Below are 23903 nucleotides of genomic sequence, written 5' to 3'. Positions count from 1 at the left end.
TCAGGCTGGCGAACCTGCTCTACTTCTCCGCAGCCGTAGCAGGCGCCGTGTAGCGCCGCCGCACGGCATCGATCACCAGCTTGCGGCTCTCGTCGGCCGATAATGCCTTGTTCTTCTCCGCCTCAGCCGTTTCTTGGGCGAGGTCCTTGTCCCTGATCTGTTGGCGGAACCATTTGGAATAGTCGCCGGCGCGCAGATGGTATTCCCATGTCTTGTCGTCGATGCCTTCCGCCATCTGCGCGAAGATGATGAGATTGTGGGCCCTGAGGTTCATCGCCTTCTTCGGACCGGTGAAGTAGAAGCTGCCTGCCTCGTCGAGCTCGCCTTCGGCATATTTGCGGCTGTGGCGCTTCAGCGACTGGTCCGGCTCGATTGCCTTTACCGTGAACGGCTTCTTGCTGTCATGCGGCCGCCAGAACAGCACCCGGTCGCCCTTGGGCAACGGAATGCTCTTTGGAGCCTGGAGTCCCGTTTCCTTGCAGAAGGTCTTGATCACGCCCTTCGCCTTGGGCCCAAGCGCAATCACCGCCGTCACCAGGCCGAGCGCATCGGTCGAGATCGCTTCCGGATGGACAGTGATCAGCACCGTGCCGGGCAGCTCGATCGAAAGCACGGATCGCGTATCCCCGCGTCGCTTGGGCATCAAATGATGCGCCTCGTCGATGATCAGCCAGTGCGGTCTTGCCGTGCGATAGCGGACATTGCCGAGGCCCGGCAGCAATTCAGCGAAGAAATCGGGCCTCTCATCGACCTTCAGCGCCAGGCCGTTGACCACGATATTGGTCTGCGGTTTTTCGATCAATTCCAGCAACTGTTCCTTGTTCGGCGCGGTCGAGCCGTTGCCGAGCGGCACCGCGCCTTTCAGTCCGTCATAGTCGCCCTCGGGGTCGAAAATGCAGAATTGCAGACCCTTTTCGACCAGCCGCTCGGTGAGCGCCGTGGCCAAGGTCGATTTGCCGATGCCCGAGCTGCCGGCGATCAGCACTGTTTCCATCGGCGACAAGTAGATGTCCTTGCCGCGTGAGGTCCCGAGCAGCACGCCGCGCAAGCGTTTTTTAGCCAGCAGATGATCGTGCTTGACCAGCCTGCGGATCAGCTCCTCGACGCCCTTGCCGCGCGTTTCCTTGGTGACGAGGTCGGCGGTTTCCTTGACGGCGGGCAGCGCATTGGCCACCGCGACGCTGCAGCCCGAAGCCCTGAGGAAGGCGTGGTCGTTTTCGGCGTCGCCGACGGCCACGACATTATGCGGCGACAGCTTCAGGTCGTCGAGCGCCGCCGCCAACCCGGTCGCCTTGTTGATGCCGGAAGGCAGGATCATAACCGCGCCCTTGTTGAAGATGATCTCCAGCTCCAGCCCAAGCTGCTTGATGACGTCGAGCACGGTGGCTTGGTGCGGCTCCCAGGTGGCGACGATCGAGCGGCCGACGGACAGCGGCTTCACGCCGCGCTTTTTGAGCCTGTCGACAAGATCCGCGGAAGGCGAGGGGGCGATCGTACGCTCTTCCTCGCTGGCCGGCGTGTAGACCAGCGCGCCGTTTTCGGCGACCACCTTGTCGAACAGGGAAAGTTCGGGAAACACCTCCTTGAGATCGGGCAGTTCCCGCCCGGTGACCAGGATCAGCTTGCGCCCGGACTTCTTCAGCTTCTCCAGCGCCGAGATCGTGCTGGCCGCGACCAGGCCATCATGCGCCAGCGTGCCATCATAATCGGTGGCCAATGCCATGAAATACATCGGTTGAAACCTCTCCGAACGGTGTTTGTCGGTCCGTCTGGAACGAACAACGCCTGTCGGCGGAAAAGGTTTAGGCCGATGGTTGGCGTCGAAACGATCGCGGTGTTTCGCCCAGCTCACGGCCCATACAGCGTCGCCCAGCGGAATTGGAGCGTGCGCCGACGGGAACCCGGTCGGCACGATCACGTTCGGTCTTGACGAGGTTGCTTCCGCACAAGCGCTTGAGCTGGAGTGAGAGGCCGATCCGATGTATGTCTTTCTGGAGGTCCTGACCGTCATCCTTGTGGCCGGTGCGATGGCTATGGCGCTCGCCCACGCGCTGGAGCTGCCGGGCAAGTTGCGACTCGGCAGGCAAGAGTATTTCGTTGTCCAACGCATCTACTACCCGGGTTTCACGATTGGAGGCGGCATCGCGGAGATCGGTGGGATCCTCGCGACTTTTGCGCTGATGCTGACGTCGAGCGGTGCGCTCCATGTCTGGCTGATCGCCGGCGCCTTGATCGCACTTCTCGCCATGCAGTTTGTCTTCTGGTTCATGACCCAGCCGGTCAACAAGCAATGGCTGCAGGACGTGGAACTGAACGCGCCGGCCAAGCGCTTCTTCGCGACTGAAGGCAGCGACGGAGCTCCGCCCCCACCGGCGCAGGAGTGGACGGCGCTGCGCAACCGCTGGGAACTATCGCACGTTATCCGCGCGACACTGGCGATGCTGAGCCTGATCTTGCTCACCACCGCAATCGCCAAAGGCGCCTGATGTCCGACCGGCTTTCCGGTCAAACCACGCGATGCTTCAAACGCGTTGGCCGATCGTCCGTTCGAGCTTGGCGTTGATGTGGAGGTTGGCTGGGGCGCCAGGATTCGAACCTGGGAATGTCGGTACCAAAAACCGATGCCTTACCACTTGGCGACGCCCCAGCAGGCGGGCATGCCGCGCTGCGCGCGGCCTTATAGGACGAGGCGACGCAAAGCTCAATGCCGGGAGATCAACTAAAATCGGCAGTGACGCGGGGCCGCCATTTCCGGCCAGTTCGTCGCCCGATCGCCGGCGGTGGATCGTAAGCCGCACACGCCGCGCGGCAGCTTCGGGCGGTGCGGGCGCGGGAGCGGCTCAGCTCCGCGTTCAGGGACGCAGGCGATGCAGCCTTGCCTAGGCCTGGGCCACGCGCGCGCGGCAATCCTCCAGGACGGCCGCAAGCGTATCGTCGAAGGGATGCTCGGGCGCCCAGCCGAGCAGGGTCCGGGCGCGGGTCGCATCGCCGACGATGCATGGCAGATCGCTCGGCCGCAGCCGCAGCGGATCCTGCTCCGTGACGATCTTGACGCTGCTGCGGGCCAGCAGCCGATCGAGGATGTCTCCCATCCGCCAGGAGAGGCCGGACGCAAGGTTGAAAATGGCGTTCGGCGCAAGATCGCGGCTCTTCAGAACCGCGCGCGCATAGGCGTTGGCGATGTCGCGCGCATCCAGGAAATCGCGCCTCGCATCGAGGTTGCCGACGCGGATCACCGGCGGAGCCAGGCCCGCTTCGATCCGGGCGATCTGCATGGCGAAGGCCGGCACGGCAAATGCCTCGGTCTGGCCCGGGCCCGTATGGTTGAACGGGCGCATTCGGACACACTTCAATCCCTGGCGCGAAAGCGCGCCGAGCGCGAGGTCGGCCGCGGCCTTGGTCACGGCGTAGTCGTCGATCGGAGCAAGCAGCGTGCCTTCGTCGATCGGGCGTCCGGTCTTGGCGCTTTCGCCATAGACCAGGCCCGATCCGACATGAACCAGCCAGCAGTCCGGTGCTTTGTCGAGGATGGCATGGGCCACGTTGAGCGCGCCGTCCACATGAATGCGCCATGTGTTGCGGGGATCGGCCTGGGCGGCACCCAGGGCCGCGACCGCCGCCATGTGAATGACATGGGTGGGCTGGTGACGGGCAATGGCATCATGGACGGCGGCCGGATCGGTCACGTCCAGTTCTTCGACCTGGCCGAAGGCGGGATGCGGTCCACCATCCTTGGAGGTCGCGGCAATGACAATTTCGCGGCCGCAAATCCTGTGCAGCGCGTCGCCCACATAGGGCCCGACGAAACCGTTGGCGCCGGTTATCAAAACGCGCATGCCGGCCTCACGGACCACGACGAATTGTCCGCATGCGGATGCGTGACGGAAGACGGTGCGTCAAGTCATCGACCTGTTGATGCAAGAGCTTCCTTTCAATTCCTGGCAGCCGAGTGGCGCGCCAGATCGGCGTCCACCATTTCGCGGATCATATCCTCCAGGGAGATCGTCGCTTCCCATCCGAGCTTCGCCTTTGCCTTGGCCGGATTGCCGCGAAGGATTTCGACTTCCGCCGGCCTGAACAGGTCGGGATCGATGACAAGATGGTCATCCATCTCCAGCCCGACATGCTCGAACGCGATCCTGCACATATCGCGCACCGTCGTCGTCCTGCCGGTGGCGACCACATAGTCGTCGGGCTGATCCTGCTGCAGCATCAGCCACATGGCGCGGACATAGTCCCTGGAGTGGCCCCAGTCGCGCTTGGCGTCGATGTTGCCCAGGCGCAGTTCCTTGGCCATGCCCTTCTTGATGCGCGCGACGGCGTCCGTGACTTTGCGTGTCACGAATTCGATGCCGCGAAGCGGCGATTCGTGATTGAACAGGATGCCGCTCGAAGCGTGCAGGCCGAAGCTCTCGCGATAATTGACGGTGATCCAGTGACCGTAGACCTTCGCCACCGCATAGGGAGAGCGGGGATGGAAAGGCGTGGTCTCCGACTGCACCGGCTCCTGGATAAGGCCGTACATCTCCGACGACGACGCCTGGTAGAAACGCGCCTCGGGAATCTCGAGACGCAGCGCCTCGAGAACATTGGTGACGCCGATACCGGTGACGTTGCCTGTCAGGATCGGCTGCTGCCACGAGGATCTGACGAAAGACTGTGCGGCCAGGTTGTAGACCTCGTCCGGCCTTACGTCGCGCATGGTTCGACTAAGACCCGACAGGTCCGTCAGGTTGCCGTCCACGATCCGCACATCGTTTTCGATCCCCAGCCATTTCAGGCGCATGGTGTTGACGTCGGCTGTGCTCGACCGCCGCGCCAGCCCGTGGACTCGGTAACCCTTCGAAAGCAGGAGCTGGGCCAGATAGGCGCCATCCTGCCCCGTAATGCCGGTTATCAACGCCGTTCTTGTCATCGATGCTCTCAGGGCTCGGGCGAGACGTGGGGCACGTGTCCCCGTTATTGTAGAGCGGGCCGCGCCCCAAGCCTGCGGCGATCGCCGGCTCCGTCTTCGTTATACGGCTTCTGATTCATCTGCCAGTGTGGTGTCGCGCGCTTGTTCCAGCGCCATTGCCACAATCTCGCTCGCCCTGTCATGGCTGGCGGCCTCGGCATAGCACCGAAATTCGGGAGCGTTGCCGGAAGGCCGCAGATGGATGATCTCGCCGCTGGTCATCCGTGCCCTGAGACCATCGGTCTCATCGACGTCCAAGACGCTGCCGAAGGGGGCAAGGAAGTGTTGCAAAGCATCACGGTCGGCGAGCTTTCGCATCAAGCCGCGCGATTTCTCGACAGGGAAGTTCTCGAGCCGTTCGCTGGCGCAGACCGGAAGGCTCCAGGTTTGGCGCAGGCCGGAAAGCGATTTTCCGGACGATGCCATCGTGCCTAGCACCGCCAGGATCGGCAAAAATGAATCCCGTGTCGGCAACGCCGACAAGATCTTGCCGTTCACCACGCAGTCCGACCCCAGAAGAACCCCGCCATTGGCTTCGAAGCCGACGATAATGCCGCCTGCCTGCCGCGCGGCCTCCATTTCCGCTATGACGAAAGGGGATCCGACCTTCGTTCTCCTGACGCCGAATCCGAAAGCATCGGAGATGCCTGAATTGGAGGTGATCGGCGTCACCACAATGTCGGCCTTAAGGAACAGCGCCGTGGCCAGCCCGATCAGGTCGCCGCGGAACAGTTCGCCATTTTCGTCGATGACAAGCGGACGATCGGCATCGGCGTCGGCAGAGAGCACGGCGTCGAATTCGAATTCGCGCACCCAGCCTTGCACCCTCGCCATCGTTTCCTGGCCGACGGCCTCCGTATCGACGGGCACGAAGATTTCCGTTTTCCCGACGGGGATCACCTCGGCGCCGTAGGACCGCAGGACCTCGACCAGCAACTCCGCCGCAACCGTGCTGTGCTGGTAGACGCCGAGCTTCATTCCGGAAAGGCCGCCAGGGGGCAGAATGCCATCGACACGATCTCGAAAGGCCGCGAGCGCCTGTTCATGGCCGGCTTGCCGGTTCGCATGGGCCGGAGGCCAGGGATATCGATCCGACAGTTCCGCGACGTGACGGGTGATGGCGGCCTCATCCGCCTTGTCGATCTCGCCCCTCGGCCCATAGAATTTGATGCCGTTGCGGTCGGCGGGAATATGCGACCCCGTCACCATAAGCGCCGCGGCGCCATGCAGGCGGGCGTAAAAGGCGAGCGCAGGCGTGGGGATGGGACCGCAATCGACCGGCTGGAAGCCGGCTGTGGCCAAAGCCGCCATGCAGTCTTCGGCAATCGTTGGGCTGCTGTCGCGCAAATCGCGCCCGACGAAGACCTTGCCTTGCTGAAATCCGGTCGACCGCAAGCGCCGGGCGAAACCCTCAGTATAAAGTCCGCTTGGCCTTCCCACCAATTCGGAAGCCAAACCCCGAACGCCGCTTGAGCCGAATTTCATCAGTCTGCTTTGCTGTTGGAAGATTGCTGACGCTCATTGGAATGAGCCCGGCTGTCAACATCAAAAATAACTCGAAATCCGCGTCTTTTCCTAATGTCCCCAAACGGCCAGTTCGTTGCCGGCCGGATCAGTGAAGTGGAATCGCCTGCCGCCCGGGAAGGAAAAGATCGGCTTGACGATGGTGCCGCCAGCACTCTCGACCGCGTCCAGCGTTTCCTCGAGATTTTCGGAGTAGATGACCGGAAGCGGCTTGGCCGGCGCCTCGCCGGCATCTGCCTGGAAGCCGCCGTCGAGCCCTTCGGCAAAGGCTGCGTAAGTCGGACCGTAGTCGGTGAACGACCATGAAAAGGCGGCGCTGTAGAAGGATTTGACGCTGTCCAGCGTGCCGCCCGTCGCCGGCAGTTCAAGATAGTCGAGTTTTCCATTGAGTTTCATCACGCTACTCCACTGCGTTCCCGTTATGTTCTATATCGGTCGTTTCCCTCCAGCAAGTCTTTTTGACGCAGCTTTTGCTTAATCGATTGTAGCCGCAGTGGTTGCTTGCCGGTGCCTTGCCTTTCGCAGTGCAGCATCCTATCGCTCGGAGCAGGGAAGGTGGGAAACGGCCATCATCGGATGTTTCTATCTTCCACGAACTGGAGGGCAAGCATGACCAAGTGGGTTTACACCTTCGGCGACGGTGCCGCCGAGGGCCGTGCCGGCGACCGCAACCTTCTCGGCGGCAAGGGTGCCAATCTGGCCGAGATGTGCAGCCTCGGGCTGCCGGTGCCGCCCGGTTTCACCATCACCACGGAGGTCTGCAACGCCTATTACGCCAACGGCCGCACCTATCCCAGCGGGCTCGAGACGGATGTCGTCTCCGCTCTCGACCATATCGGTCGGATTACCGGCCGCCGCTTCGGCGACCCGTCGAAGCTGCTTCTGGTCTCCGTGCGCTCCGGTGCTCGCGCCTCGATGCCCGGCATGATGGATACGGTGCTCAATCTCGGCCTCAACGACGAGACGGTCGAGGCTTTGGCCGCCGATTCCGGCGATGCGCGTTTCGCCTATGACAGCTACCGCCGCTTCATCCAGATGTATTCCGACGTCGTCATGGGCCTGGACCACGAAGTGTTCGAGGAGATCCTCGAGGACCAGAAAGCCAGTCTCGGCCATGAGCTCGACACCGGCCTGACGGCCCAGGAATGGCAAGGCGTGATTTCGCTCTACAAGGCCAAGGTCGAGGAAGAGCTCGGCAAGCCGTTCCCGCAAGATCCGCAGGAACAGCTCTGGGGCGCGATCGGCGCCGTGTTCTCGAGCTGGATGAACAACCGCGCGATCACCTACCGGCGCCTGCACGACATCCCGGAAAGCTGGGGCACCGCCGTCAACGTCCAGGCCATGGTATTCGGAAATATGGGCGACACGTCCGCGACCGGCGTCGCCTTCACGCGCAATCCCTCGACCGGCGAGAGGCAGCTCTACGGCGAATTCCTGGTCAATGCCCAGGGCGAGGATGTGGTGGCCGGCATCCGCACGCCACAGAACATCACCGAGGCGGCGCGCATCGCCGCCGGCTCCGACAAGCCGTCGCTGCAGAAGCTTATGCCTGACGCCTTCCAGGCTTTCGTCGACATCTCCGACCGGCTGGAAAAGCACTACCGCGACATGCAGGATCTCGAATTCACCATCGAGCGCGGCAAATTGTGGATGTTGCAGACCCGCTCCGGCAAGCGCACCGCCAAGGCTGCGCTGAAGATTGCCGTCGAGATGGCAAAGGATGGGCTGATCACCAGGGAGGAGGCGGTCGCCCGCATCGATCCGGCCTCGCTCGATCAACTGCTCCATCCGACCATCGACCCGAATGCCGCGCGCGATATCATAGGGACGGGCCTGCCGGCGTCGCCCGGCGCCGCCACTGGCGAGATCGTTTTTTCCTCCAGCGATGCCGAGGACGCCAGGGCGCAAGGCCGCAAGGTAATCCTGGTGCGCATCGAAACCAGCCCGGAGGACATCCACGGCATGCATGCCGCCGAAGGCATCCTCACCACGCGCGGCGGCATGACCAGCCACGCCGCGGTGGTGGCGCGCGGCATGGGCAAGCCCTGCGTGTCCGGCGCCGGCTCGCTGCGTGTCGACTACAAGGCCGGCACGCTGCTCTCGATGGGCCAGACTTTCCGCAAAGGCGACATCATCACAATCGATGGCGGCAACGGCCAGGTGCTCAAAGGGGCGGTCGCCATGCTGCAGCCGGAGCTGTCGGGCGATTTCGCCGCCATCATGGAATGGGCCGACGCCGCGCGCCGCATGAAGGTGCGCACCAACGCCGAAACGCCGCTCGACGCCCGCATGGCGCGCTCTTTCGGCGCCGAGGGCATCGGCCTTTGCCGCACCGAGCACATGTTCTTCGATGGCGACCGTATCGTCGCCATGCGCGAGATGATCCTGGCCGACACCGAGAAGGACAGGCGTGCGGCCCTGGACAAGCTCTTGCCCATGCAGCGCTCGGACTTTCTCGAGCTGTTCGAGATCATGGCCGGCCTGCCGGTGACGATCCGCCTGCTCGACCCGCCGCTGCACGAATTCCTGCCGAAGACCGAGGCCGAGCTCGCCGAGGTCGCCTCCGCCATGAACGTGTCGGCCGACAAGCTCAGGCAGCGCACGGAAGCGCTGCACGAATTCAACCCGATGCTGGGCCATCGCGGCTGCCGGCTCGCCGTCTCCTATCCCGAGATCGCCGAGATGCAGGCGCGCGCCATCTTCGAGGCGGCGGTCGAGGCCGGCCACAAGGCCGGCGCGCTGGTCGTGCCGGAGATCATGGTGCCGCTGGTCGGCCTGGTGAAGGAGCTGCAATACGTCAAGGCGCGCATCGATGCGGTCGCGCAAAGCGTCATGCAGGAGACCGGCACCAAGATCGATTATCTGACCGGCACGATGATCGAATTGCCGCGCGCGGCGATCCGCGCGCATGTCATTGCCGAAGCGGCCGAATTCTTCTCCTTCGGCACCAATGATCTCACGCAGACCACGTTCGGCATCTCGCGCGACGATGCGGCGTCCTTCCTGGAAACCTACCGGCAGAAGGGCATCATCGAACAGGATCCGTTCGTGTCGCTCGACATTGACGGCGTCGGCGAGCTGGTGCGGATCGCGGCCGAAAAGGGCAAGGCGACGCGGCCGGGCATCAAGCTCGGCATCTGCGGCGAGCATGGCGGCGACCCGGCCTCGATCCGCTTCTGTGAGGAAGTCGGCCTCGACTATGTGTCGTGCTCGCCCTACCGCGTGCCGATCGCCAGGCTGGCCGCCGCGCAGGCGGCCGTGGCGGCAGCGAAGGGCGCGACAAAACGCGCCTGACATTCCCGACACCTTACGGTTTTGTATGCAATGTCACGCGAACGTGCGCGTGACGGCCCTGAATCTCGACACCGTTCCAAGCGACTTTTCGACACCGAATTTATTTGTGTCGGAAAACCCATGTTGCAGATTTCCCCATCCGTTTACCGATCGATCCTGATCCTGCAGACCAAGTTCATTGGCGACATCGTGCTTGCCTCGGCGTTGGCGAAGAACCTGCAGCTTCAATATCCGGGCGTCAGGATCGTGTTTCTCTGCGAAGCCCATTTCGCCGGCTTCCTGACTGCCCATGGCATAGCTTCCGAGGTCGTCCCCTTCAGCCGTGCCAAGATGCGTGGCTCGCCGCTCGAGCGAGGGCGCGAGCTCTTCCGGATGGTGCGCACGTTGCGGCAGCACCGCTTCGATATGACCGTCGACATCACAGATTCCAAGACCTCGCGGATCATTTCTGGACTGGTCAACGCTCCGGTCAGGGTCGGCTATTTTCCGACGGAGCGGCCTTTGCGCTGGCACGAGCGTCAACCCGCCAACGTCAGGATGAAGCCGTTCGGATTCGGCAAGAAGCACTATCTCTACCGTTATTTGTCTCCGCTGGAGGCGCTGGGCATCGATCTGCGCGTCAGGGCGCCGGCCATCCGGCCGCTGCCCTTCGAGACGACGCGCGCCCTGGCCTTGCTCGCCAGGCACCAGATCCAGCCAAACGCTTTTGTTGCGGTCCATGCCGGAGCAAGCTTCGCGGGGCGGCGGTGGCAGCCGGAACGCTTTGCCGAGACAATCGACAGAATCGTCCGCGAAACCGGCCTGCGCGTGGTCCTGGTCGGCGGTCCGGACGAGGTTGAGGCGACCGACAGGATCATGGCCGCGGCGAAGACGCCCGTCGTCAACCTGGCGGGCACGCTGCGGCTGGAAATGCTGCTGGCGCTGCTCAGGGAGGCGCGGCTGTTTCTCGGCAACGAAAGCGGACCGATGCATATGGCAGCAGCGGCCGGAACGCCGGTCGTCGGCCTGTTCGGCCTGACCAACCCGGTCCTTTGGGCGCCGGTCGGCGTGCCCAGCATTTCGTTGCGGCCATCGATGCCTTGCGGCTGCATCGGGGGCGACCTGTGCCGCCGGACCGACCCGAGCAAGGCATGCTGCGTCTGGCGCCTAGAAGTCGATCCGGTGGTGGACGCGGCGCTGGAACTCCTGGCGCGCACCGAGATGGTCCTGGAAGCCGCGGTCTGACATTTGCTGGAATTGCGGACCGCCCGCCGGCCGCGTCCCCCGCTTTGCGCAAGCCAGGAAAAAGTGTGAAACGGTCAGGTCCTGGGACTTCGCCTTAGCCTTCCGTCCGGAATTGCGTCAAAGACGACGAAATAGCGCATTCTCCGCGGTTTCCGAGAAACGGTGAAACGCTCTATCCGCGCGCGAGAGTCCGATGGTCCGCGACCGTGTCGTCTTGTATAAGATCACGTGAAAATGCGCGTGATGGTTCCACATGTCGACATCTCAACCCAGCTTCGCGAACTCCGGTCTGTCCGGAGCTCAGACACCGATGTTGCGGGCTCCCTTTGCAGTCCGCTCGATCCTGATCTTGCAGACGAAGCACATTGGCGATCTCGTTCTTGCCTCCGCGCTGGCGAAGAACCTGCAGCTCGAATATTCCGACGCCCGCATCGTCTTCCTCTGCGACGCCCGCTTCGGCGGTCTCCTCACCGCCAACGGCATCGCCTCGGAGGTTGTGACCTTCCGCCGTTCCCATATGCGCGGCACGCCGCTGCTACGCCTGCAGGAACTCGTTCTCACGCTCTTTAAGTTGCGCCGCTACCATTTCGACATGGCCATCGACATCACCGACACCAAGACGTCGCGGTTCATCTTGGGGCTGGTCGGCGCACGGGTTCGCGTGGGATATCACCCGTCCGAAAGGCCCCTGGGTTGGTTTGCGCGCCAACCTGCCAATGTGAAGGCCAAGCCGTTCGGGTATGGCGAGCAGCACTTTCTCTATCGTTATCTTTCGCCGCTGGAGGCACTTGGCGTGGACTTGCGCGCGCGGGCTCCCGCCTTCCGGCCGCTGCCGTTCGAGACGACGAAAGCCTTGGCGCTGCTGGACAAGCTGCACCTTCGGCCGAACGCCTTTGTCGCGGTGCATGCCGGGGCAAGCTTCCCTGGGCGCCGCTGGCAGCCCGAGCGCTTTGCCGCCGCAATCGATCGGATAGCGGCCGAAACCGGTCTCGACGTCGCCCTGGTCGGCGGCCCGGACGAGAACGAGGTGGCCGAGAAGATTCTGGCGACTGCGAAGACGCCGATCGTCAACCTGGTCGGAGCGCTCCCGCTCGAAACGTTGCCGGCGCTGTTCAAGCAGGCGCGGCTGTTTCTCGGCAACGACAGCGGCCCCATGCACATGGCTGCCGCAGTCGGCACTCCCGTCGTCGGCCTGTTCGGCCTGCAGAGCCCGATCCACTGGGGACCAGTCGGCGCGCCGAGCGTCGCGGTATGCCCGTCCATGCCTTGTGACTGCGTCGGTGGCGACCTGTGCGAACGGCCCGACCCCAACAAGGCATGCTGCGTCTGGCGTCTGGAGGTCGACGCCGTCGTCGAGGCAGCGCTCCAGTTGCTGGCCCGAACCGAGATGCCTCTGGAAGCAGCGGTATAGGCGAAAGCAAATTTTCGCGATTGCTGTTTTTACGCTGTTTGCCGTCCCGATTTTCGCCTAGATGCCGGTCTTCTAGAGACAAGTTTTTGACGCGGCGCGAAGGATGATGCCGAGCGTGCCGGTTTGGAATGAATGATGGGTCTGCTTCGAAACTCCCTTTGCGCGATGGCACTGTTCGCAGCGTCGGCGGGCAATGCCGCGACGCTGCTCGAACCGACGCTGCACCTGAAACCGCACGACGTTGAAGGCGGCGGCGGTCGAGTCGCCCTGACGCTCGATGCCTGCGGCGGAACGACCGACACAAGGATACTTTCGGCGCTTGTCGACAACAGGATACCGGCGACGATCTTCGTTACCGGCATCTGGCTGAAGCGCAATGCCGAGGCCGTCGAGATCATGCGGGCGCATCCCGACCTGTTCGAGCTGGAAAATCACGGCGGCCGCCACGTTCCGGCGGTCGATACGCCGCGGAAAATCTTCGGCATCCGCAGCGCCGGCAGCCCGGACGCCGTGCAGGCCGAGGTTGAATCCGGCGCCGCCGCCCTGGCCGGCGCGGGCGGCCCTGCGGCAAAATGGTTTCGCGGCGCCACCGCCGAATACAGTCCCTCGGCGATCGCCATGATCCGCAGGCTGGGCTTCAAGATCGCAGGCTTCTCGGTCAATGGCGACGGCGGTTCGCTGCTCGGCGCGAAGGAAACGGCGCGCCGCATCGGCGCCGCCAAGGACGGCGACGTCATCATCGCCCACATCAACCAGCCGACCCATGCCGCCGGCGAGGGCGTGGTTCAGGGGCTGCTCGCCTTGAAGCAGAAGGGCATGACCTTTGTACGCCTCGACGATGCCGAGGGCGTCGGCAATGACGGCACCACCGATTGAGAGCGCGGCGCGAGGCTGGCGACCGCTGAATTTTGGCGGCCACCTCCTTCCGAGATCGACCTAAGCGCCCCTCCCTTTACGGCTCAGTCCGGCGTGGCTTCGACCGTCACCTTGTTCGTGTAGAACGCGCCGTGATTGCGGATCTCGACCATTTCGTCGAACGGATGCTCATAAGCCCACATCGCATTCTCGCCGGCTTCGCCGGCCGGCTGGACGCTCCAGTAGCTGGCATCGCCCTTGTATGGGCAATGTGTCGAATGGTCGGTCGGGGCGAGCTTGCCAAAATCGATATCGTCAAACGGGATGTAGAAGACGGCCGGGTAAGGTGGCTCCGAGAGAACCTTTGCCGCAGTCGATGTGGCGATGATCCTATCGCCGGCGCGGACCGTGACGGTGCCGCGATAAGGTTCGACGGTGATCACCTTGTCCGGGTTGCGCTGGAAGCCGGGGGCTGGATTGGCAAGCTTGTCCATGAATGGTCTCCTGGAGCAATTCTAGAAAAAGTGCGAAGCGGTTTTCCGTCCGGAATTGCGTCAAACAAAGAGAGAGCGTTTCGTTGTTTCCGCGAAACGGTGAAACGTTCTCAGGGGAGACTTACATGTGTCGGGCAGGCGGGTCGCGCAAGCGCGCGTCACGCTTGGCGTCATCACCATTCATTGAACGTCTGCTTCCGGTCGTCAGGCGGCCGTCTTGAAGGCGTCCATGAGGCCGGCATAGGCGGCGGCAATGCCCGCGACCGGATTGGTGCTTCTCGCCGCCGTCTCGACCTTCAGCGCGCCGCCGGTGGTCGGCAGCGTGAGCAGCAGGAACTGACGATTGTCGGCGTTGCCGATGCAGGCCGCGGCGACATGCTCGCCCTCGGCGCCGTTTTCAACGCGCATCTTGAACAGCAGCGTTCCGCCGACGGCCTCCAGCGCACCGCCGACGACTTCGGCAAATTCATCTTCGGAAACGGTTTTGATGTCCGGCGTCAGATCGTCCAGACTTTCGGCAAGCGTGCTTTCGAGGGCTTTTTCGTCGAGCTGCGCGTCCATGCGAATCTCTCCATTCGCCAATCTCACCCAGCCCGTTAACGAAGCTTAACGGCGACGATGGCCGGATTATGGCGGTTTTCCTGGTCCTTCGATCCATCCACTGGCTTCGACTTATGGCGGCTGGACAAACCGCCGGTTCGTTTCACAATGCGTGAAACAAATGACGCGAATGCGCAAAGGGAGGAATTGATGCTTGGATTGATGCAGGAATGGCCGCTGCTTTGCCATAAGCTGCTCGACCATGCGGAACGCCAGCACGGCAGCCGGGAGGTCGTGTCGCGTTCGATCGAAGGCCCGATCGTGCGCACCAGCTATGCCGAAATCCATCACCGTTCGCTCAAGGTGGCGCAACGGCTGGAGCGTGACGGCTTCAGGCTCGGCGACCGCATCGCGACCCTTGCCTGGAACACCGCCCGCCATATCGAGGCCTGGTACGGCATCATGGGCATCGGCGCGATCTATCACACGCTCAACCCGAGGCTTTTTCCTGAGCAGATCGCCTGGATCATGAACAACGCCGAGGACAAGGCGATCTTCGTCGACCTGACCTTCGTGCCGATCCTGGAAAAGATCGCCGGCGCGGTCCGATCGCTGCGACGGGTTATCGTGCTGACCGACCTGGCGCATATGCCGCAAACGTCGCTGCCGAACGCCGTCGCTTACGAGGAATGGCTGGCCGAAGCCGACGGCGCCTTCACCTGGAAGACGTTCGACGAGAATACCGCCGCCGGCATGTGCTACACGTCGGGCACGACGGGCGACCCGAAGGGCGTTCTCTACAGCCACCGCTCCAATGTCCTTCACGCCATGATGGCCGCCATGCCCGACGCCATGGGCATGTCCACCCGAGACGTGATCCTGCCGGTCGTGCCGATGTTTCACGCCAATGCCTGGGGGCTCGGCCAGAGCGGGCCGATGATCGGCGCCAAGCTGGTGATGCCGGGCTGCAAGATGGACGGCGCCTCGATCTATGAACTGCTCGACACCGAAAAGGTGACGTTCAGCGCCGCCGTGCCCACCGTCTGGATGATGCTGCTGCAATATCTGGAGGAGACGGGAAAGGAGCTGCCTTATCTGAAGAAGGTCGTCATCGGCGGGGCGTCCTGTCCGCGCGCCATAACCGCCAAGTTCCAGGACAATTACGGCGTGCAGGTGGTGCATGCCTGGGGCATGACCGAGATGTCGCCGCTGGGCACCCTCTGCACCCTGAAGCCGCAATATGAGGCGCTGACCGGCGAGGCGCGGCTCGATGTCCAAGGCAAGCAGGGTTTTCCCCCCTTCGGCGTCGAGATGAAAGTGACGGACGACGACAACAACGCGCTGCCCTGGGACGGCAAGACCTTCGGACATCTCAAGGTGCGCGGCCCCGCGGTGGCCCGAGCCTATTATGGCGGCGCCGGCGCCGAGCAGTTCGACGCCGACGGCTGGTTCGACACCGGCGACGTCGCCCATATCGACGCCAGCGGCTATATGCAGATCACCGATCGCGCCAAGGACGTCATCAAGTCCGGCGGCGAGTGGATATCGACCATCGATCTCGAGAACCTTGCCGTCGGCCATCCGGACGTGGCGGAGGCAGCGGCCATCGGCATCCCGCATTCCAAATGGGGCGAGCGGCCTTTGCTCGTCGTCGTGCGCAAGCCCGGCAAGGAGCCGACCAAGACCGACATCCTCGCCTTCATGAGCGGCAAGGTGGCGAAGTGGTGGATGCCCGACGACGTCGCCTTCGTCGGCGAAATTCCGCACACCGCCACCGGCAAGATCCAGAAGACCAGTTTGCGTGCCCAGTTCAAGGATTACCGCCTGCCGACGGATTGACGAAAAATGTTCGATCTTTCGGCTTCAAGCCGGCGCCAAAAACCTCTAAGTCTCGGTTCGGACTGGGGTAATGCGGCAGACAATGGCTACAATTCCTGAACGGCAGACGTCGAAGGCGGCCGGCTGGTCGCGGCGGATCGGGGCATTCTCTCTCGTCCTTTTGCTCACCGCCGTTGCCGCTTACAGGCTGGGTCTCGTCGAGACGCCGCCTTTCCTGTGGGTCCTGGCGCTCGTGGCGCTGCTGGCAGCGCTTGCCCTGTTGCTGGCCGGTCTCGGCCTGGCCAGGGTCTGGAGCTTCGGCGATCGCGGCGGCCGCGATCTCTCCATCGGCGCGCTGCTGGCGCTGCTGGTGCTGGCACCCTACGGCGTCGCCGTCTACTGGGCGACGATCTATCCGCCGCTGCGCGACATCTCGACCGATCTCGACGATCCGCCCGCGTTGGACACCAGCGACCGTACCGGCGATATGAACGAGTTGTCGCCGCCGACCCCGGGCGAACAGGCCCTGCAGGCCGAGGCCTATCCGCTGGTCAGCGGGCGCAGCTACAATCTGCCTTTCGAAACCGTCGTCGACGCTGTCGAAACCGTGCTCGACCGCCGCGACTGGCAGTTGACGGCGCCTTATCCCGACATCAACGGGCAAAGCCAGGCGACGATCAACGCGCTGGCAAAGGGCTTCGTGCTCGGATTGCCGGCCGACGTCGCCATCCGCATCACCGACGACGGCGAGCAGGTCATCGTCGACATGCGCTCGGCCTCGCGCTACGGCCGCTACGACCTCGGCGACAACGCCGCTCGCATCACCGATTTCCTTGGCGAGCTGGACCAGCAAGTCGCCGGGCAGGTCGGCGCGGCGCCGGCTGAGTGATCACGCGGCGGGGCTGAAAATGCCGTCTATAGCCGGATCGCCTTCTGTGGCCACGAGGCCGCGGGCAACCAGATCCTCGAGATGGGCAAGCACCGAAAGACCGGCGGCGCCGTGCAGCCGCGGGTCGGTGTCGCGATAGATCGCCGCGACCATTTCCGCGATCGTCCGGTCTCCGGCGCGGATGCGCTCCAGGATCGCCCTTTCGCGCATCTTGCGATGCGTCTTCAGGCCGCGCATGAAGCTTTGGGGCGCGGCCACAGGTCCGCCGTGGCCAGGTAACAGCAAGCGATCGTCGCGCGCCAAAAGCTTGTCGAGGGAGCTCATATAGTCGGCCATGGCGCCGTCCGGCGGCGCGATGATCGAGGTCGACCAGGCCATGACATGGTCGGCTGAAAACAGGGTTCCGGTTCCCTCGAGGGCAAACACGGCGTGGTTGGCGGTATGGCCGGGCGTCAGCACGGTGCGGATGGCCCAGCCGTCGCCCTCAGTCCGCGCATTGTCGGCCAGCACGACATCGGGAACGAAGGCGAGATCGGCGCTGGCGTCGAGCGGATTGACCTCGCCGATGCGCAAGGGGCGCGCCGGCCGATGCGGGCCTTCGGCAAGCGTTGGCGCGCCGGTGCGCTCCTTCAGCCGCGCCGCCAAAGGCGAATGGTCGCGATGGGTGTGGCTGACGAAGATGTGGCTGACCGGTCGGCCGCCGATCGCCTTGAGCAGTGTTTCGAGATGGGCGTCGTCTTCCGGCCCCGGATCGATCACCGCCAGCGTGTCGCTGCCGACGAGATAGCTGTTGGTGCCGTGGAAGGTGAAAGGACCCGGATTTCTTGCGGTGATGCGCAGCACATCCGGCGCAACCGGAACCGCCCGGCCGTAGGCGGGATCGAAGCTGGTGTCGAATTCAAGGGCCATGCCTGCGGGCTCCGTTGCGATGCGGCAAAGTGATTGCCGTCCGATACGGAAGCCAATATAGGAAAATCAATGGATGTCGTCCAAAACTGCGCAGCGGTTTTTGGGAGAACGACATGCATCAAGACAATTTTTAAAGCGCGTCGCCTGAATGCGTTTCTGCGCGATGCGCTTTAAGAGCCAGCTAATCAGCCACCCGGCAAATCAGCCAGAATGGGGAAGACCATGGCAACTGCAACCACGATGCGCCCGCTTGTTTCTCTCACCCTGCCGGATCGGGGTGTTGCCCGGCTGGCGACCCAGCTCTTCCTGGCGCTCGCCGGAACCCTGCTGCTGACGCTTTCGGCCAAGACCAAGGTGGTGCTCGGCCCGGTCGACATCTCGCTGCAGACGCTGGCCGTGCTGTTGATCGCCTCGGCATTCGGCCTGCGCCTTGCCGTCGCGACGCTCCTTCTCTACCTCGCCGAGGGCGCTTTTGGTCTGCCGGTCTTCCAGGGCACGCCGGAAAAGGGCATCGGCATTGTCTATATGCTGGGCTCGACGGGCGGCTATCTCGCCGGCTTCGTGGTCATGGCGGCGATCGCCGGCTGGGCCGCCGACCGCGGCTGGGACCGCGACCCTTTCAAGCTGTTCGGCGCCATGCTGACGGCAGAGGTCGTCATGATGGCCATGGGCTTTGCCTGGCTGGCCACGCTCATCGGGCCGGAAAAGTCCTGGCAGTTCGGCGTCCTGCCTTTCATCATCGGCGACCTGATCAAGGTAGCTTTGGCCGCCAGCCTGGTGCCGGCCGTGTGGACATTGCTCAAGCGCGGCTGAGAACAATCGACGAGAAAAGGGCCGGCGGGCGACAAGCGCCCGCCGGCCCTTTTTCATGGCGCTGTCGGATTTCGCTCGAAACCGCCTCCTGTCGGATGATAGAAAGCGATGAAGTAACGTCGGGAAGCAGTCAAAGCCGACATTGACAAGCCAGCGCCCGAAAACTAAGCACGGGCAACTTGGCGTCGAGGCGGGGGCCGCGGTAGTTCAAGGAGAGCTTGTTGAAAGGAATTATCCTTGCGGGTGGCAGCGGAACACGTCTTTATCCGCTAACATTAGCGGTTTCTAAGCAAATACTGCCGATCTACGACAAGCCGATGATCTATTACCCGCTGAGCGTGCTGATGCTCGCGGGAATTCGCCAGATTCTGGTCATTTCAACTCCGCGCGACTTGCCGGTCTTCCAGGCGTTGCTGGGCGACGGTTCCGAATTCGGGCTGGAATTGTCCTATGCCGTGCAGGCGCAGCCCAACGGCCTCGCCGAGGCCTTCATCATCGGCCGCGACTTCATCGGCACGGACAGCGTGTCGATGATTCTCGGCGACAACATCTATTTCGGCGGCGGCCTGTCGCAGCTCTGCCGCGAGGCGGCGACGCGCGATGGCGGCGCATCGGTCTTCGCCTATTATGTCGACGATCCCGAGCGCTATGGCGTGGTCTCCTTCGACAAGGCCACCGGCAAGGCTCTGACGATCGAGGAGAAGCCGCAAAAGCCGAAGTCCAACTGGGCCGTCACCGGTCTTTATTTCTACGACAACAAGGTAGTCGATATCGCCTCGACGATCCGCCCTTCGGCGCGCGGCGAGCTCGAGATCACCGCGGTCAACAATGTCTATCTCGAGCGTGGCGAGTTGCATGTCCACCGCCTCGGCCGCGGCTATGCCTGGCTGGACACCGGCACGCATGACAGCCTGCTCGAGGCATCGTCTTTCGTGCGCACGATCGAGCATCGCCAGGGCATCAAGATCGCGTGTCCGGAGGAGATTGCGCTGGAACAGCACTGGATCAGCGCCGATAAGGTTCTGGATCGCGCCGCGCGGCTCGGCAAAAACGAATATGCAGCCTATCTGCGCCGGCGGGTCGCCGATCTGATGGAGGAACGCGGTGCTTGAGGTCAGGCGGCTCGGCCTCGACGGCGTGCTGGAGATCGTGCCGAAGCGGCATGGCGATGCGCGCGGCTTTTTCAGCGAGACCTGGAACGCCGAGCGCTTTGCCGAAGCCGGCATCGATCTCGCTTTCGTGCAGGACAATCATTCCTATTCCGCCGCGGCCGGCGTGCTGCGCGGCCTGCATTACCAACTGCCGCCGCGCGCGCAAGCCAAGTTGCTGCGCGTCATCCGCGGCAGCGTGCTCGATGTCGCGGTCGACATCCGCCGTTCTTCGCCCACTTTCGGCAAATGGGAAGCGCTGGAGATATCGGCCGACAAGGGCAACCAGGTCCTGGTGCCGCAAGGCTTCGCACATGGTTTCGTCACGCTCGTGCCGCATACCGAGGTGCTCTACAAGGTGACCGACACCTATTCGCCCGGGCACGACCGCTCGATCCGCTTCGACGACCCGGCGATCGGCATCGCATGGCCGGAGATCGCGGGCGGCTTCCAGCTTTCGGACAAGGACCGCAACGCACCGCTGTTGGGCGCGGCGGAGGTGTTCGCGTGAGGAGGGACGGTGGCATGAATTTCCTGGTCACCGGCGGCGCCGGCTTCATCGGCTCGGCCGTGTGCCGGCATCTGTGCGCCAATCCGGCCTACCGCGTCACCAATCTCGACAAGCTCACCTATGCCGGTAACCTCGCCTCGCTGCGGCCGATCGAGAACGCGCATAATTACCGCTTTGAGCACGCCGACATCTGCGACGAGCGCGCGGTGCTGGAGATCCTGCGCCGCGACGATATCGACATCGTCATGAACCTCGCCGCCGAGAGCCATGTCGACCGCTCGATCGACGGTCCAGGCGCTTTCATCGAGACCAACATCGTCGGCACCTACCGCATCCTGAATGCGGCGCTGGAATATTGGCGCGGCCTGTCCGACGAGCGCAAGGCGGGCTTCCGCTTCCACCATGTCTCGACCGACGAGGTCTTCGGCGACCTGCCTTTCGACGGCGGCATGTTCGTCGAGGAGACGCCCTATGCGCCGTCCTCGCCCTATTCGGCCTCCAAGGCGGCGTCCGACCATCTGGTGCGGGCCTGGCACGAGACCTACGGCCTGCCGGTGGTGCTGTCCAACTGCTCGAACAATTACGGCCCCTATCACTTCCCGGAAAAGCTGATCCCGCTGGTCATCCTCAACGCGCTCGACGAGAAGCCGCTGCCCGTCTACGGCGCCGGCGCCAATGTGCGCGACTGGCTGTTCGTCGAGGATCACGCGCGCGCCCTGGAACTGGTCGCCACCAAGGGGCGGCCGGGCGAGAGCTACAATGTCGGCGGCAATTCCGAGCGCACCAATCTCGGCGTCGTCGAGGCGATCTGTGATCTTCTCGACCTCAGGCGCCCGCGCGCCGGCGGCAAGCGCCATCGCGAGCTGATCGCCTTCGTCACCGACCGCCCCGGCCACGACCGCCGCTATGCGATCGACGCCTCCAAGATCGCGCGCGAGCTAGGCTGGACGCCGCGGGAGGATTTCGACAGCGGCTTGGCAAGGACCGTCGACTGGTATCTCAACAACGAATGGTGGTGGGGGCCGATCCGCGAGCAGCGCTACGACGGCGCGCGGCTGGGCCGGGCTACGGCGCGCCCGGTCGAGAACGCCCCAGCCGAGAACGCCTTGATCCGCAACGCCCCGATCGGCAATGCAAAGACCGAAAGCGGCCCGGCCGGGAACGCGGCCGAGAGCAGGAAGGTGACGACGTGAGGCTTGCCGTCACCGGACGCGAAGGCCAGGTCGCCGCAAGCCTGGTCGAGGTGGCGCGGGGCCGCGACGATTTCGAAGTCGTCGCCGTCGGCCGGCCGGCGCTCGACCTTGCGCGACCCGACACGGTGTACGCAGCCCTTGAAGCGGCAAGGCCAGACATCGTCGTTTCCGCCGCTGCCTACACCGCTGTCGACCAGGCCGAGGACGAGAAGGACCTGGCCTTCGCCGTGAACGCAACCGGCGCCGGCAAGGTGGCGCAAGCCGCGGCAAGGCTCGGCGTCTCCGTCATCCATCTGTCGACCGACTATGTCTTCGACGGCGCCAAGGACGGCGCCTATGTCGAGACCGACCCGACCGCGCCGCTCGGCGTCTACGGCGCCTCCAAGCTCGCCGGCGAAGAGGCGGTCGCCGCGGCCAATCCGCGCCATCTCATCCTGCGCACGGCCTGGGTCTACAGCCCCTTCGGCAGGAACTTCGTCAAGACCATGCTGAGGCTGGCCGCCGACCGCGAGGAGATCGCGGTCGTCGCCGACCAATGGGGCAATCCGACCTCGGCGCTCGACATCGCCGACGCGATCCTGCATGCGGCGCCGAGGCTGGTCGGCGACGGCAATTTCGCCGCCTTCGGCGTCTATCACCTGGCGGGCGAGGGCGACACCAACTGGAGCGGCTTTGCCCGTCACATCCTCGACACAAGCCGGGCGTTTGGTGGCCCGCACGCGAACGTGCGCGAGATCGCGACGAGCGACTATCCGACCAAGACACGGCGCCCGCAAAATTCGCGGCTGTCGAGTGCCAAGTTTGCAGAGGCGTTTGGGTGGCAGGCGCCGGGGTGGCGGGAGTCGAGTGAAAATGTGGTTCGGCGGCTGGGGGGCGGCGAGACGAAACAGGCATTGAGTGCATGAACAAGCATCCAGCACCGGAGCAACTGCGCGATGCGAGCGCGCAGTCGGCCGATCAAGCGGCGCCGAAGAAGGGCGCGAAGGCTAAGTCACCGAAGACCAAGCCCGCGAAGCGCACCTGCATCATGGTGCTAGGCATGCACCGCTCGGGGACGAGCGCGCTCACGAGGGTGCTCAGTCTGTTAGGGGCGACGCTTCCGGAGCGGGTTATTGGCGCGGATGACAACAATGCCAGCGGTTATTGGGAGCCGACAAGCCTCAATATGCTTAATGAGCAGTTGCTCGCCGAGGCCGGTAGCAGTTGGGATGACTGGCGGACCTTTGACCTTGGCACTCTCTCGTCGTCGAGGGTGCAGTTCTTCAAAGATGAGATTGCTCGAAACGTGGAACGAGAATACGGGCATGAAGCTGTTATCGTTTTGAAAGAGCCGCGTATTTCGAGGTTTTCTTCATTGTATGAAGAAGTACTTGCTTCGATCAATTTTAAAACAAAGTACATTCTAACAGTTCGCAATCCCATTTCAGTCATCGCCTCGCTAAACCAGCGTGACGGGATGACTTCGGCATTCGGTTCCATGCTTTGGTTACGCCACGTGCTGGATGCCGAGCGAGCAACGCGTGGCGCTCCGCGCGCATTTCTTTCTTATGAATCTCTTGTCGAAGATTGGCGACCATCAATCGCGAGGGTTGGGAAAACCCTATCAATAGATTGGTCGGCGTCGCACGCCGAGGCGAAAGTTGAGATCGATCGTTTTTTGTCGGCAAAGCATCAGCATCATGTGGCAACAACCGAACGATTACTCGCAAACGGAGCGATCCTAGATTGGGTAAAAGACACTTATTTTGCGGCTAGATCCCTAGAGAAAGATCCCAATGACATTGGGGCGCTTGCTCGGTTGGATCAAATAAAGGCAGTATTTGATGCCGGCACTCAGAAGTTTGGTGCAGCTTGCATTCCCGAATTGAACACAAGGCGGGCAGCATATTTTTATAAAATGAAAGAATTAGTAGAGAAGAATGCGAACCTGCAGGCCAAAGCCGACTCGTTAATTGGGCAAGACAGCGCTACGTCCAAGCTGCTGGCAGGTAAAGATACAAGGATTAGTGAACTAGCTCGGGAAGTTGAGGTGCTTAAAGCGCGTTTGGAGGAGGCTGTTCAGAAAATAACTCAGCTGGGGGAGGCTATTTCGCTTGAACGCGAACGGATAGCTGCAGAAAAAGAGCATGCAATTGCTCACATTACGGAGGACAGATCAAGAATTGAGGACGAAATGAAGGAAAATAAAAGAAGAGCCGAAGAATTGTCAGGAAAGTTATCTGATATATATGCTAGCAAATCATGGAGATTTGCTAACTTCCTATCTAATTTCTCGTTAATATTGAAAAGATGACCGAAAAATACTGAAATCTGAGCGGAAAATTCG

The 23903-nt window shown here is 62.9% G+C and carries 21 protein-coding genes and 1 tRNA gene; 13 read left to right on the top strand and 9 right to left on the bottom strand.

What is annotated here, in order from left to right:
* Positions 1 to 19 precede the first annotated feature (19 nt).
* On the bottom strand, positions 20 to 1732 hold the full coding sequence (locus LB535_RS12580; RefSeq protein WP_224632412.1) for an HAD family hydrolase: 1713 nt from the start codon (positions 1730 to 1732) through the stop codon (positions 20 to 22).
* A 247-nt stretch (positions 1733 to 1979) separates the two neighbouring features.
* On the opposite strand from LB535_RS12580, the gene LB535_RS12575 reads away from it, so the two are divergent.
* Entirely contained in the window at positions 1980 to 2486 is a 507-nt protein-coding gene (locus LB535_RS12575) for an anthrone oxygenase family protein (RefSeq protein ID WP_224632411.1), read from the top strand.
* An 86-nt stretch (positions 2487 to 2572) separates the two neighbouring features.
* On the opposite strand, the gene LB535_RS12570 is transcribed toward LB535_RS12575, so the two are convergent.
* The 5 genes from LB535_RS12570 to LB535_RS12550 form a co-directional block, all read right to left on the bottom strand.
* Positions 2573 to 2647 (bottom strand) — tRNA-Gln (locus tag LB535_RS12570).
* 232 nt (positions 2648 to 2879) lie between these two features.
* Entirely contained in the window at positions 2880 to 3836 is a 957-nt protein-coding gene (locus LB535_RS12565) for an NAD-dependent epimerase/dehydratase family protein (RefSeq protein ID WP_224632410.1), read from the bottom strand.
* 95 nt (positions 3837 to 3931) lie between these two features.
* Positions 3932 to 4915 (bottom strand): GDP-mannose 4,6-dehydratase, encoded by a 984-nt coding sequence (gene gmd, locus LB535_RS12560; protein ID WP_224526321.1) that lies wholly within the window; start codon positions 4913 to 4915, stop codon positions 3932 to 3934.
* A gap of 99 nt (positions 4916 to 5014) precedes the next feature.
* On the bottom strand, positions 5015 to 6439 hold the full coding sequence (locus LB535_RS12555; protein ID WP_224632409.1) for a phosphomannomutase: 1425 nt from the start codon (positions 6437 to 6439) through the stop codon (positions 5015 to 5017).
* Positions 6440 to 6529: 90 nt separating this feature from the next.
* Positions 6530 to 6874 carry a VOC family protein gene (locus LB535_RS12550; protein ID WP_224545796.1) on the bottom strand — a complete coding sequence of 115 codons (345 nt, stop codon included), beginning with the start codon at positions 6872 to 6874 and terminating at the stop codon, positions 6530 to 6532.
* 213 nt (positions 6875 to 7087) lie between these two features.
* On the opposite strand from LB535_RS12550, the gene ppdK reads away from it, so the two are divergent.
* The 4 genes from ppdK (at position 7088) to LB535_RS12530 (ending at position 13283) form a co-directional block, all read left to right on the top strand.
* Positions 7088 to 9772: a pyruvate, phosphate dikinase gene (gene ppdK, locus LB535_RS12545; protein WP_224632408.1), complete on the top strand. Its 2685-nt coding sequence runs from the start codon at positions 7088 to 7090 to the stop codon at positions 9770 to 9772.
* A gap of 120 nt (positions 9773 to 9892) precedes the next feature.
* Positions 9893 to 10996, top strand: a complete 1104-nt coding sequence (locus LB535_RS12540) for a glycosyltransferase family 9 protein (protein ID WP_224632407.1) — start codon at positions 9893 to 9895, stop codon at positions 10994 to 10996.
* A gap of 310 nt (positions 10997 to 11306) precedes the next feature.
* On the top strand, positions 11307 to 12407 hold the full coding sequence (locus tag LB535_RS12535) for a glycosyltransferase family 9 protein (protein WP_140846208.1): 1101 nt from the start codon (positions 11307 to 11309) through the stop codon (positions 12405 to 12407).
* A gap of 135 nt (positions 12408 to 12542) precedes the next feature.
* Positions 12543 to 13283 (top strand): polysaccharide deacetylase family protein, encoded by a 741-nt coding sequence (locus tag LB535_RS12530; protein WP_224632663.1) that lies wholly within the window; start codon positions 12543 to 12545, stop codon positions 13281 to 13283.
* A gap of 83 nt (positions 13284 to 13366) precedes the next feature.
* On the opposite strand, the gene LB535_RS12525 is transcribed toward LB535_RS12530, so the two are convergent.
* Positions 13367 to 13756: a DUF427 domain-containing protein gene (locus LB535_RS12525; RefSeq protein ID WP_224605016.1), complete on the bottom strand. Its 390-nt coding sequence runs from the start codon at positions 13754 to 13756 to the stop codon at positions 13367 to 13369.
* Between the two features lie 204 nt (positions 13757 to 13960).
* Complete coding sequence (locus LB535_RS12520; RefSeq protein ID WP_095766801.1) at positions 13961 to 14317, bottom strand: hypothetical protein; 357 nt, start codon at positions 14315 to 14317, stop codon at positions 13961 to 13963.
* A 189-nt stretch (positions 14318 to 14506) separates the two neighbouring features.
* Here LB535_RS12520 and LB535_RS12515 point away from each other — a divergent pair, with 189 nt between their 5' ends.
* Entirely contained in the window at positions 14507 to 16135 is a 1629-nt protein-coding gene (locus LB535_RS12515; protein WP_224632406.1) for a fatty-acid--CoA ligase, read from the top strand.
* A gap of 82 nt (positions 16136 to 16217) precedes the next feature.
* Entirely contained in the window at positions 16218 to 17003 is a 786-nt protein-coding gene (locus LB535_RS12510; RefSeq protein WP_224632405.1) for a DUF1499 domain-containing protein, read from the top strand.
* On the opposite strand, the gene LB535_RS12505 is transcribed toward LB535_RS12510, so the two are convergent.
* On the bottom strand, positions 17004 to 17912 hold the full coding sequence (locus tag LB535_RS12505) for an MBL fold metallo-hydrolase (protein ID WP_224632404.1): 909 nt from the start codon (positions 17910 to 17912) through the stop codon (positions 17004 to 17006).
* 222 nt (positions 17913 to 18134) lie between these two features.
* Between LB535_RS12505 and LB535_RS12500 the strand changes: the two genes are divergently transcribed.
* The 6 genes from LB535_RS12500 to LB535_RS12475 all read left to right on the top strand — a co-directional run bounded on the left by LB535_RS12500 (position 18135) and on the right by LB535_RS12475 (position 23870).
* Positions 18135 to 18725 (top strand): biotin transporter BioY, encoded by a 591-nt coding sequence (locus LB535_RS12500; protein WP_224632403.1) that lies wholly within the window; start codon positions 18135 to 18137, stop codon positions 18723 to 18725.
* Between the two features lie 221 nt (positions 18726 to 18946).
* Positions 18947 to 19837, top strand: coding sequence for a glucose-1-phosphate thymidylyltransferase RfbA (rfbA, locus tag LB535_RS12495; RefSeq protein ID WP_224605008.1), 891 nt, complete (start codon positions 18947 to 18949; stop codon positions 19835 to 19837).
* The gene (gene rfbC, locus LB535_RS12490; RefSeq protein WP_224632402.1) at positions 19830 to 20384 is read left to right on the top strand and encodes a dTDP-4-dehydrorhamnose 3,5-epimerase; all 555 of its coding nucleotides are present in this window, start codon (positions 19830 to 19832) and stop codon (positions 20382 to 20384) included. Before rfbA ends, rfbC begins: the two co-directional genes overlap by 8 nt.
* 14 nt (positions 20385 to 20398) lie before the next feature.
* Complete coding sequence (gene rfbB / locus LB535_RS12485) at positions 20399 to 21577, top strand: dTDP-glucose 4,6-dehydratase (protein ID WP_224632401.1); 1179 nt, start codon at positions 20399 to 20401, stop codon at positions 21575 to 21577.
* Entirely contained in the window at positions 21574 to 22482 is a 909-nt protein-coding gene (gene rfbD, locus LB535_RS12480) for a dTDP-4-dehydrorhamnose reductase (RefSeq protein WP_224632400.1), read from the top strand. The genes rfbB and rfbD overlap by 4 nt, the downstream gene beginning before the upstream one ends.
* A complete protein-coding gene (locus LB535_RS12475) occupies positions 22479 to 23870 on the top strand; it encodes a sulfotransferase family protein (RefSeq protein ID WP_224632399.1) in 1392 nt (463 codons plus the stop codon). The genes rfbD and LB535_RS12475 overlap by 4 nt, the downstream gene beginning before the upstream one ends.
* Positions 23871 to 23903: the final 33 nt, after the last annotated feature.

Source organism: Mesorhizobium sp. CA10, assembly GCF_020165285.1.
Taxonomy (GTDB): Bacteria; Pseudomonadota; Alphaproteobacteria; order Rhizobiales; family Rhizobiaceae; genus Mesorhizobium.
The sequence above is the reverse complement of the archived record's forward strand: the minus strand, read 5'-3'. Positions and strand labels throughout refer to the sequence as shown.

What these genes read in the sequence shown, in the direction of transcription:
- LB535_RS12575 (WP_224632411.1), top strand. Translation starts at nt 1,980, where the DNA reads ATGTATGTCTTTCTGGAGGTCCTGACCGTCATCCTTGTGGCCGGTGCG.
- LB535_RS12525 (WP_224605016.1), bottom strand. Translation starts at nt 13,756, where the DNA reads ATGGACAAGCTTGCCAATCCAGCCCCCGGCTTCCAGCGCAACCCGGAC.
- LB535_RS12565 (WP_224632410.1), bottom strand. Translation starts at nt 3,836, where the DNA reads ATGCGCGTTTTGATAACCGGCGCCAACGGTTTCGTCGGGCCCTATGTG.
- ppdK (WP_224632408.1), top strand. Translation starts at nt 7,088, where the DNA reads ATGACCAAGTGGGTTTACACCTTCGGCGACGGTGCCGCCGAGGGCCGT.
- LB535_RS12535 (WP_140846208.1), top strand. Translation starts at nt 11,307, where the DNA reads ATGTTGCGGGCTCCCTTTGCAGTCCGCTCGATCCTGATCTTGCAGACG.
- LB535_RS12515 (WP_224632406.1), top strand. Translation starts at nt 14,507, where the DNA reads ATGCTTGGATTGATGCAGGAATGGCCGCTGCTTTGCCATAAGCTGCTC.
- LB535_RS12540 (WP_224632407.1), top strand. Translation starts at nt 9,893, where the DNA reads ATGTTGCAGATTTCCCCATCCGTTTACCGATCGATCCTGATCCTGCAG.
- LB535_RS12475 (WP_224632399.1), top strand. Translation starts at nt 22,479, where the DNA reads ATGAACAAGCATCCAGCACCGGAGCAACTGCGCGATGCGAGCGCGCAG.
- LB535_RS12505 (WP_224632404.1), bottom strand. Translation starts at nt 17,912, where the DNA reads ATGGCCCTTGAATTCGACACCAGCTTCGATCCCGCCTACGGCCGGGCG.
- LB535_RS12580 (WP_224632412.1), bottom strand. Translation starts at nt 1,732, where the DNA reads ATGTATTTCATGGCATTGGCCACCGATTATGATGGCACGCTGGCGCAT.
- gmd (WP_224526321.1), bottom strand. Translation starts at nt 4,915, where the DNA reads ATGACAAGAACGGCGTTGATAACCGGCATTACGGGGCAGGATGGCGCC.
- LB535_RS12500 (WP_224632403.1), top strand. Translation starts at nt 18,135, where the DNA reads ATGGCAACTGCAACCACGATGCGCCCGCTTGTTTCTCTCACCCTGCCG.
- LB535_RS12530 (WP_224632663.1), top strand. Translation starts at nt 12,543, where the DNA reads ATGGGTCTGCTTCGAAACTCCCTTTGCGCGATGGCACTGTTCGCAGCG.
- LB535_RS12550 (WP_224545796.1), bottom strand. Translation starts at nt 6,874, where the DNA reads ATGAAACTCAATGGAAAACTCGACTATCTTGAACTGCCGGCGACGGGC.
- LB535_RS12520 (WP_095766801.1), bottom strand. Translation starts at nt 14,317, where the DNA reads ATGGACGCGCAGCTCGACGAAAAAGCCCTCGAAAGCACGCTTGCCGAA.
- LB535_RS12555 (WP_224632409.1), bottom strand. Translation starts at nt 6,439, where the DNA reads ATGAAATTCGGCTCAAGCGGCGTTCGGGGTTTGGCTTCCGAATTGGTG.
- rfbB (WP_224632401.1), top strand. Translation starts at nt 20,399, where the DNA reads ATGAATTTCCTGGTCACCGGCGGCGCCGGCTTCATCGGCTCGGCCGTG.
- LB535_RS12510 (WP_224632405.1), top strand. Translation starts at nt 16,218, where the DNA reads ATGGCTACAATTCCTGAACGGCAGACGTCGAAGGCGGCCGGCTGGTCG.